The organism is Paraburkholderia sp. HC6.4b, assembly GCF_014200875.1.
Taxonomy (GTDB): domain Bacteria; phylum Pseudomonadota; class Gammaproteobacteria; order Burkholderiales; family Burkholderiaceae; genus Paraburkholderia; species Paraburkholderia tuberum.
The window spans coordinates 521,870-531,399 of the sequence record NZ_JACHDC010000001.1 but is presented as its reverse complement, the minus strand read 5'-3'; the positions used below and the strand labels follow the sequence as shown (position 1 = coordinate 531,399).

The 9,530-nt window shown below is 63.3% G+C and carries 7 protein-coding genes and 2 pseudogenes; 3 read left to right on the top strand and 6 right to left on the bottom strand.

Annotation, left to right across the window (positions count from 1 at the left end):
- Positions 1 to 260: 260 nt before the first annotated feature.
- The 3 genes and pseudogenes from HDG34_RS02285 to HDG34_RS40050 form a co-directional block, all read right to left on the bottom strand.
- On the bottom strand, positions 261 to 1,340 hold the full coding sequence (locus HDG34_RS02285) for a helix-turn-helix domain-containing protein (protein WP_184057365.1): 1,080 nt from the start codon (positions 1,338 to 1,340) through the stop codon (positions 261 to 263).
- A 45-nt stretch (positions 1,341 to 1,385) separates the two neighbouring features.
- Entirely contained in the window at positions 1,386 to 1,667 is a 282-nt protein-coding gene (locus HDG34_RS02280) for an AlpA family transcriptional regulator (protein ID WP_184057363.1), read from the bottom strand.
- Between the two features lie 519 nt (positions 1,668 to 2,186).
- Positions 2,187 to 2,282 (bottom strand): annotated as a pseudogene (locus HDG34_RS40050) (aspartate racemase); the annotation flags it as partial.
- Between the two features lie 113 nt (positions 2,283 to 2,395).
- Between HDG34_RS40050 and HDG34_RS02275 the strand changes: the two are divergent.
- Together HDG34_RS02275 and HDG34_RS02270 are read left to right on the top strand one after the other, a co-directional pair.
- Positions 2,396 to 3,232, top strand: a pseudogene (locus HDG34_RS02275) (RNase A-like domain-containing protein).
- Between the two features lie 7 nt (positions 3,233 to 3,239).
- On the top strand, positions 3,240 to 3,530 hold the full coding sequence (locus HDG34_RS02270; protein WP_184057361.1) for a contact-dependent growth inhibition system immunity protein: 291 nt from the start codon (positions 3,240 to 3,242) through the stop codon (positions 3,528 to 3,530).
- A gap of 152 nt (positions 3,531 to 3,682) precedes the next feature.
- On the opposite strand, the gene HDG34_RS02265 is transcribed toward HDG34_RS02270, so the two are convergent.
- Positions 3,683 to 4,381, bottom strand: coding sequence for an aspartate/glutamate racemase family protein (locus HDG34_RS02265; protein WP_184057359.1), 699 nt, complete (start codon positions 4,379 to 4,381; stop codon positions 3,683 to 3,685).
- A 163-nt stretch (positions 4,382 to 4,544) separates the two neighbouring features.
- Between HDG34_RS02265 and HDG34_RS02260 the strand changes: the two genes are divergently transcribed.
- Positions 4,545 to 5,846 (top strand): amidohydrolase family protein, encoded by a 1,302-nt coding sequence (locus HDG34_RS02260; protein WP_184057358.1) that lies wholly within the window; start codon positions 4,545 to 4,547, stop codon positions 5,844 to 5,846.
- Positions 5,847 to 5,976: 130 nt separating this feature from the next.
- Here the strand turns inward: HDG34_RS02260 and HDG34_RS02255 are convergent, their stop codons facing one another.
- Together HDG34_RS02255 and folD are read right to left on the bottom strand one after the other, a co-directional pair.
- Positions 5,977 to 8,082 carry a M3 family metallopeptidase gene (locus tag HDG34_RS02255; RefSeq protein ID WP_184057356.1) on the bottom strand — a complete coding sequence of 702 codons (2,106 nt, stop codon included), beginning with the start codon at positions 8,080 to 8,082 and terminating at the stop codon, positions 5,977 to 5,979.
- Between the two features lie 318 nt (positions 8,083 to 8,400).
- Positions 8,401 to 9,264, bottom strand: coding sequence for a bifunctional methylenetetrahydrofolate dehydrogenase/methenyltetrahydrofolate cyclohydrolase FolD (folD, locus tag HDG34_RS02250; RefSeq protein WP_184057354.1), 864 nt, complete (start codon positions 9,262 to 9,264; stop codon positions 8,401 to 8,403).
- Between the last annotated feature and the right edge of the window lie 266 nt (positions 9,265 to 9,530).

Here is a 9,530-nt window from a genome sequence, read left to right as displayed (position 1 = left end):
GTGGTTCGTCGTCTCCGGCGGCTACGCCGCCTCCGACTCCTCACCACCGGCCAAAACAATCGTCAACGACCGGCCAAGATAATTGTCGCCGCCCAACAACGCGATGCTATCCATCCAGGGTGGCTGCGGACGTGCGCGGGCGCTGCGCACCGGTCAGCACATCTCTCACTTCCGTTCTGCACCGGTATGTGCAGGAATGAAGCGGTCTTATGCTTGTGCTTGCAACTGAATCTCGCTTTTCCATCGATTTTTCTCCGGCGTTACAGGTGCGCGCGATGCGCGCTATCGTTTCGAGCCGCACGGTGTTCTGTCCGATGCGCAGAAGCGCCGGGCCGCGATGTATTTTCGATTTCAAGACCTCGGGGGCGCAGCAACTGCACAGGCTTGCAGGAAAGGACAAGCGCCAGTGTCTTTCGGGTCCGCTCGCGCAGCACGGGTAACGCTTCCATACCCTTGAAGGTCTTGGATGTACAGCCGAAGGCTTTGGCGCACTGGTCGATCGTCATGCGCCGGTACATTCGCCAGGCGGTAATCGGGGATCTGCCATCGATCAGGTGCGCCATCACGGCGTCGGGATACTCAGTATCGTCGGGTGCAAATTGGGCCACATGGCCTTTTGGGGCAGGTACGGACTGGTAGGGTTTGGTGCAGGAGTCAGGTTGCGGGGTCAACTGCCCGGTCGTGCAGTCGTACACGTCCGCGAAGCGCTTCAGTGTCTCGACGCTAGGCACGTTATAGCCGCGTTCGTGCCAGAGAACCGTGCCGCGGGAGAGGCCCGCGAGTTCAGCTGCCTCAACGGGCGTAAGGTCCCGATAGAGTCTCCACGCCCGCAGGTTATAGTTGCCTTGCTCGATCAGTCGCGCAACCTCATCGGGAATCGGCTCGACAAATACACGCGGAAAGAATACCTGCTGCTTCGCGGGGCGGCGGGGCGTCAGGGAGGCCGGTTCTTCCTGGCAGGACACCGCAGGAGCGCCTGATGACGTTTCCGACACCGTGGGGAACTCGACAGCTCGCGTTGCCTCCTGCATCAGCCGTTCTTCCGGCGTCAGAAACAGCCGTTCGGCGCGTTCACGTTTTGTCCGCGGTTCGGGGAGCGTGGGCCGGAACGGCGCATCGACCGAGACCGCAACATCGGGTACGCCTGTCAGCCCCGCGAGCGAACTGCGGTACGCGCCGCGTGGTGTTTTTTCTTCCAAAGCTGTCGCCTGCGCACGCAGCGCGGCATTCCTGAGTTCCACAAACTGGTCAAACAACCATATCGGCATTTCAACCCGCAGTCGTTTCCCTTCGTGATCGGTTATGAACTGGCAGGAAGACAGATCAAACCCGTAATTCATTTGTAACCCCCCGGAAAAATAGCGCGGTCATCCGGGCCGCGCGCGTTACCCATTCGGCTCGGCCTTACGCGTAAGCGTGTGCATCCGGTCTTCCCATGCGCGCGCGTCATCGACGGTAATGACCACCTTGCGACCGAGGTGAACCTCGCGCGGTCCCCGTCCTGTGTGTCGTAGCCGGTAATAGAACGACCGGCTCAGGTGATAGGCGCCGCAAAACTCGTCAATCGTGAAAACGCGACGCGAATCCGTGTCAATGACAGCCGGTTTGGAACCGGGCCGCGCGCCGGTCGTCGGAGGAACGGATGCCGGGTCAGTCTCCTCTTGCATGACATGTCTCCACCGTTCGAGTGTTGGATGTACAGCAACATATTTATAAATGCCGGTGGATGCCTGTGGACAAGTGCGTTTTTCTATCGTCAGACCGAAACCGATTGCTTCCGCAGGCACAAAAAAAGCGCACGCTGTTGGGGCGTGCGCCTGGTTATTCAGAAAGCATAACGGAAGTGCCTGCGAGGTCGTCCGTTCCAGTTACGGGCGTGATGCGGGCACGGGGGCGACCCCGCTGCGGCACGCTATGGAGCCATACAATCTGTCTCGTGGTGCCAAATCCTGCCCCCGCAACCAAAGCATTGTTGAAAGCCCGCATCGCGCAAGCCATGCGGGCTTTTTGACTTTCGGCGCTACGTTTTGCTTGTGGCGCTCGCTGCGTACGCTGTGCGCGCGTGAATAGATGCAACACGATTCGCGCGGGATCGAGGCCTCGAGCACATCGTCACTCTCCTCCAATCGCCCACTGCACCGCCGCCTCGTCATGCAACGCGGCGGTATCGAAGCCGGGCAGCACTGAATCTTCCGGCTCGTGTTCGTCGCGAGGATCATGAGATTGGCGCCGCTGCGTTCGAGTTGGCGCGCGGCGTTGGCCATCCGTTCGCCGAGCGCGAGTCAGTATCCGAATCTTCGTTGACCGATGGGACGCAAGAATCATCCATCGCCCATATCCGATGTCTAAACCAACGGTTAGCTTGGTCGTCCCAACGACCAGGAGTAGGTTTCAGATGTCATATGAACAGGATTCAGACAGCGTGCGCGTGGTGCTGAGCGCCCCGCAGCTGTCGGCCGTGCTGGCTCGCCACTCGATTAGCCCCACCGAAATGCTTTCCAACCGTCTGTGGGGCGGTTTGCAGGTTGTCGGCGGGGTGCTTGAAATGGCTGGAGCGGCAGCGCTGTGCGTGTTGCCCGAACCGACGATGGCAAGCAAGGCCGGGTGTGTAGTGTTCGGGGCGCATGGTTCGGACACGGCCGCGGCGGGCCTGCGTCAGGTCTAGACAGGGCGCGATACCGCCACCTTGACTCAGCAGGGCACGGCGAAGCTGGCAGAGGCGATGCGGGTCAGCCCTGACATGGCAGACCAGATCGGCCTGTCTATCGATATGGCCGTGCCGTTCGGCTTTGCTGGCTCGATCAAGGCTGCACGCGCGGCCAGCGTTAGGATGGGCCGGATCCATCTGCAAATGCACGAGGCGAAAGCGCTCAATCCGAGGCTCGGAGGGCACACGCTCCAGAAGCACGTTGGCAAGGACGAAGCATGGCTCAGGGAGCGGCTGAAACGCGAGTCCGGGCGAGACATCGTGTCGTCATTTACAAATATCGAGCAGGCCGAACGTGCCATTTCTGAAGCAGTGGATGCCAATGCTGCAAGAATCAGGACGTGGGCGCAGTCTTCGACTCGAAGCGCGACGATCATGGTAACCAAAGTCGTCTCAGGCGACATTGGATATGGAGTGACGCGGGAAACAGGCACACTCACGCGCATGAACCAGGTGTTCGTCGTCCTGAAATACGAAACCTATAACGGCATGCCATATTACGTCCTTACCGCCTACCTTGAATGAGAAATCAATGAGTTACTCCGAGCGCTATCCAGCAATGGAGCATATTTTTAATGTGTATTTCGGCCAGGACTTCGACCTGTTCGGGGAGAACGTGCAAGAAATTGTCGCGTGTTACAGGAAAGACAGCCCTTACGATTATGAAAATTTGATTCGCGAAATTGACTCGTTCAGGAGCGAACATCCGAGTGACCTGGACGCCACTTTCAAACAGGTGTTCAGGAGGGGGTTTCGTCCCGAAGGCTGGGGCTACACAACCGCCTCTTTTCTCGACGAGATCCAGCGAGTTCTGAGCGAATAATCGGCTTGTAGCCAGTTGCGCACAGTTCCGTGCGGTCCGACGTCTATGCACGGGACGTCGATCTATCGCTTTCGACTCGCGCCTTCTCTCACCGCCAAAGGGAGGCGAATCTGTTTTCCTTCCGGCGCAAAACCAGAGCCCCGCGCCCATTTTCACTCCGCCCCGATCGCCCACTCCACCGCCGCCTGCGCATGCAACGCAGTGGTATCGAACACCGGCAGCACCGAATCTTCCGGCTTGATCAGCAGCGTGATCTCCGTGCAGCCGAGTATCACCGCCTGCGCGCCACGCGCGGCCAGATGCTCGATCACGCGTTGATAAACCTTGCGCGACGCGTCGGCCACGTTACCGTGGCATAGCTCGTCGTAAATGATGCGGTGCACGTCCGCGCGTTCGTCCTCATCAGGCACGAGCGTGTCGAGTCCATAGCGCTCGCGCAGCCGGCCCATATAGAACGTCTGCTCCATCGTGTAGCGCGTGCCGAGCAGGCCCACCCGCTCGACGCCCGCCGCGCGCAGCGCCGCGCCGGTCGGATCGGCGATGTGCAGGAACGGTACCGTGATCGCCTGCTCGATCGATTCGCACACGCGATGCATCGTGTTCGTCGCAAGAATCACGAGATCGGCGCCGCCGCGTTCTAGCTGGCGCGCGGCGTCGGCCATCTGTTCGCCGAGCGCGTGCCAGTCGCCGGCGCGCTGGTTCGCCTCGATCGACGCGAAATCGACGGTCAGCAGCAGACTGCGCGCGTTGTGATGGCCGCCGAGCCGCGCCTTCGCGTGGCGGTTCAGCAGCCGGTAATACTCGGTGGACGACTCCCAGCTCATTCCGCCGATCACGCCGATCGTTTTCATCTGTACGCTCCGTCAATGCATGGCCGAAACGGCGAGTATAGGCGCGTCGCATTGCGCGCAGCCGGTACGGATTTCGGCCTGCGCGCCGGTACGCATCGGTGCCCGCATTTTTCTGGCGCCGATAGAATCGTAGCGAATCCGAACGCGATCAACCGGAGCGAACATGGATCTGATCATCCGCCACGCGACGCTGCCGCGCAGTGCCGCCCAGCTGTCCCCGCATCACCAGTCCCCAGTCGACATCGGCATCGACGCGGGCCGTATCGTCGCCATCGAGCCGAACCTGGCCGCGAGCGCGCGCGACGAAATCGACGCGGCCGGTTCGCTCGTCACGCCGCCGTTCGTCGACCCGCATTTCCATATGGACGCGACGCTGTCGTACGGTTTGCCGCGCGTGAACGCGTCGGGCACGCTGCTCGAAGGCATCGCGCTATGGGGCGAGCTGAAGCCCGAGCTCACGCAGCAAGCGTTGATCGAACGCGCGATGCAGTATTGCGATTGGGCGGTCGCGCGCGGCCTGCTCGCGATCCGCAGCCACGTCGACGTGTGCGATCCGCGTCTGCTCGCGGTCGAGGCATTGCTCGAAGTGAAGCGCCGCGTCGCGCCGTATCTCGATCTGCAATTGGTTGCCTTCCCGCAAGACGGTCTGCTGCGCAGCGCCGGCGCGTTCGATAATCTGAAGCGCGCGATCGACATGGGCGTCGACGTGGTCGGCGGCATTCCGCATTTCGAGCGGACGATGGCCGACGGCGCGCAGTCGGTGCGCATGCTGTGCGAGTACGCGGCCGAAAAGGGCCTGCGCGTCGATATGCATTGCGACGAATCGGACGATCCGCTATCGCGCCACATCGAAACGCTCGCGGCCGAAACGCACCGGCTCGGCCTGCACGGACGTGTCGCCGGCTCGCACCTGACGTCGATGCATTCGATGGACAACTACTACGTGAGCAAGCTGTTGCCGTTGATTCGCGAGTCGGGCGTCGCGGCGATCGCGAATCCGCTGATCAACATCACGCTGCAAGGCCGCAGCGACACTTACCCGAAACGGCGCGGCATGACGCGGGTGCCGGAGATGCTGGCCGCGGGCATCACGGTCGCGTTCGGCCACGACTGCGTGATGGACCCGTGGTACAGCCTCGGTTCGGCCGATATGCTCGAAGTCGCGCAGATGGGCCTGCATGTTGCGCAGATGACCAGCGTCGACGGCATGCACGCCTGTTTCGACGCGGTGACCGTGAACGCGGCGCGCATTCTCGGTCTGGAAGACTATGGCATCGCGCCCGGATGCGCGGCCAATCTCGTCGTGCTCGATGCGCGCGACGAGCTCGAGGCGATCCGTCTGCGCGCCGCGCGGCTCGTGGTGGTGAGCCGGGGCAGGGTGGTCGGCCGCGCGCCGGCCGCGAGCGTGTCGTTATCGCTCGAAGGGCGGCCTGAGCAGGTCGATTTCAAGCTGCATCGCGCGTAGCGACATATCTCGCGCATCAATGACAAACCGGCGGCCTGCGCGAGCAGACCGCCGGTTTTTCTATCGGCATCGTTCATTCAGCGCCATCGCATCCAGGCCGAATGAACGATCATCGCGACGTTTCAATCGCTCAGTGCGCGGCACCCGGCGCCATGCCGTTATGCCGTAGCAGCGCATCGATATTCGGCTCGCGGCCACGGAACGCCTTGAACGATTCCATCGCCGGACGGCTGCCGCCCACTTCGAGAATCTCGCGACGATAACGCATGCCGGTCGACTGATCGAGCACGCTGCCCGCGGCTTGCGCGGCTTCCTCGAACGCCGCGTACGCGTCAGCCGACAGCACTTCAGCCCACTTGTAGCTGTAGTAGCCGGCCGCGTAACCACCCGCGAAAATATGGCTGAACGTATTCGGCCAACGCGAGAACGGCGCTTGCGGCACGACGTGGAAGCGTTCGTTGATTTCGCGCGCGAGTTCGTTGGCGCTCTTCGCGCCGTTCGCGTCGAAGCCGGTATGCAGTTGCATGTCGAACATCGAGAACACGATCTGCCGCAGCGTGCCGAGGCCGCTCTGGAAGTTCTTCGCGGCGAGCATCTTGTCGAACAGCTCGCGCGGCAGCGGCTTCGCGGTATCGACGTGCGAGGTCATGTCGGACAGCACGTCCCACTCCCAGCAGAAGTTCTCCATGAACTGCGAAGGCAGCTCGACCGCATCCCATTCGACGCCGTTGATGCCCGACACGCCGAGCTCATCGACGCGCGTGAGCATGTGATGCAAGCCGTGGCCGAACTCATGGAACAGCGTGATCACTTCGTCGTGCGTGAAGCAGGCGGGCTTGCCGCCGACCGGCGCCGAGAAATTACAGGTCAGATACGCGACCGGCGTTTGCACCGCGCCATGCGCGAGCTTGTGACGGCCGCGCGCGTCGTCCATCCATGCACCGCCGCGCTTGCCTTCGCGTGCATACAGGTCGAGATAGAACTGCGCGACGAGGCCGCCGTCCTGATTCTCGACGCGGAAGAAGCGCACGTCCGGATGCCAGACGGCCGCTTCGTCGCGGCGGATGCGCACGCCAAACAGCGTCTCGGTGACCTTGAACAGGCCCTTGAACACCGCGTCTTCCGGGAAGTACTGCTTCACTTCGTTTTCCGAGAACGAATAGCGCTTCTGGCGCAGGCGCTCGGCGGCGAACGTCATGTCCCACGGCTGCAGATCGGTCATGCCGAGTTCGCTCGCGGCAAATTCGCGCAGCTCTTTCCAGTCCTGCTCGGCATGCGGACGCGCGCGCGTCGCGAGGTCTTCGAGGAAGGCCATTACCTGCGCTGGCGATTCGGCCATCTTCGGCGCGAGCGACACTTCGGCGAAGTTGCCGTAGCCGAGCATCTGCGCTTCTTCGGCGCGCAGCTTCAGTTCGTCGGCGAGCACCTGGGTGTTGTCCCACTCGGTCTTGCCGTTGCCGTATTGCGCGCCGAGCTCGGACGCGCGCGTCACGTATGCGCGATACATCGCTTCGCGCATCGGACGGTTTTCCGAGTACTGCATGACCGGGAAATAAGACGGGAAGTGCAGCGTGAACTTGTAGCCAGTCTTGCCGTCTCGCTCGGCGGCTTCCTTCGCGGCTTCGATCACGTCTTCGGGCAGTCCCGCCAGTTGCGTTTCGTTGCCCGCATCGACGATGTACGCATACGCGTTGGTCGCATCGAGCACGTGGTCCGAAAACGCCTTCGACAGCGCCGCCTGGCGCTCCTGCAATTCGGCGAAACGCGGCTTCTGGTCTTCCGGCAACTCGGCGCCCGACAGACGGAAATCACGCAGCGCGTTGCTGAGGATCTTCTTACGTTCGCCGTTCAGCGATGCGAATTCGTCGCTGGCGTTCAGTGCCTTGTACTTCTCGTAGAGCGCGAGATTCTGGCCGACGCTCGACCAGAACTCGGTCACGCGCGGCAGGTTTTCGCCGTACACGGCGCGTAGCTCGGGCGTATCGGCGACGGCATTGAGATGACCGATCACGCTCCACGCGCGCGACAGCGGCTCGGTGGCGCGCTCGACCGGTTCGACGACGTCGGCCCACGACGCGGGCGTGGCCGGCAGCGCGGCACGCTCGACGGCGGCCGCCGCGTCGGCGAGCAGCACGTCGAGGGCGGGCGTCACGTGTTCGGGTCGGATGGAGCCAAAGCGCGGCAGATCGGAAAAATCGAGGAGCGGGTTGTCTTGATGCGTGGCGGTAGTGGACATAAGGCTTCCTGTCTGACGCGGGTGAAGGGGGCGGTGCGGCGATTGCGCGTGCCGTCTCGTGCTGGGTCGCTCGACGCCCGGCGCATGGCGGCACCGGCTACGGACATTATTGGGGCGGGGGGCGCCGATTCCAATCCATCGGCTGACAAATTAACAGATGTTGCGGCGCGTTGGGCGCGCGTTGGGGCAGGGCGTGGGCCGCGGGATCCGGCGACGCGGTAAGGAGGCGGTGGTTCTGCGAGAGAGAAGGGCGGGTGATGACCCGGTGGACGAGACAGATGAGTCGCCTCACTCCGCCTCGCGCTCACCGCCCGGCGGTTACGCCTTGGCCGCGTCCGCCTCGCGCTCGGCCGCTTCGATCGTGTTGACGAGCAGCATCGTGATCGTCATCGGGCCGACGCCGCCCGGCACCGGCGTGATATGGCCGGCCACTTCCTTGACACCCGCGAAGTCGACGTCGCCGCACAGCTTGCCGGCGTCGTCGCGATTCATGCCGACGTCGATCACGGTCGCGCCCGGCTTCACCATGTCCGCGGTCAGGATGTTGCGCAGACCGGTCGCGGCGACCACGACGTCGGCGTTGCGCGTGTGCGCGGCCAGATCGCGCGTCTTGCTGTGGCAGATCGTGACGGTCGCGCCCGCTTCGAGCAGCAGCAGCGCCATCGGCTTGCCGACGATGTTCGAGCGGCCGATCACGACCGCGTTCGCGCCCTTCAGATCGATGCCGTAGGCCGCGAACATCTTCATCACGCCGTACGGCGTGCACGGACGGAACAGCGGCTGACCCGTCATCAGCGCGCCCGCATTGGCGACGTGGAAACCGTCGACGTCCTTCTCGGGCGCGATCGCCTCGATCACCTTGTGGCTGTCGATGTGCTTCGGCAGCGGCAGCTGCACGAGAATGCCGTGGATGGCCGGATCGCGATTCAGCTCGTCGATGCGCGCGAGCAGGTCGGCTTCGGGCAGATCGGCCGGATAGCGGTCGAACGACGAGCCGAGGCCGTTGTCGTGGCAGGCCTTCACCTTGTTGCGCACATACACTTCGCTGGCCGGATTGGCGCCGACCAGAATCACGGCGAGGCCCGGCTGATGACCGCGGGCGGTCAGGGCGGCGGCGCGCGCCGCGACGTCGGCGCGCAGGGTCTTGGAGAGGGCGAGGCCGTCGATCAGTTTGGCTGTCATGGTCGGTCGAACGTTGGGTCGAGATTGGGATCGGGAATCAGGTCGGGACAGGCGATTTGGCAGGCGGGGCGAAGCGCTCGCGCGGAGGGGCGCGCGACGGCGTGCTTCGGCTGGCTGACGGAGCCACGTCGCCCTGCGACAGGCGCGCTGCCGGTTCGGGCAAGGCGCCGCTGCGAAGTCCGACATTATACCGGCGCGGGGGCGCGCTTTCGCAGTGGATTCGGGGCGCGCGGCGCGCGTGGGAGCGTCCGGGATGTGGGGCGGCG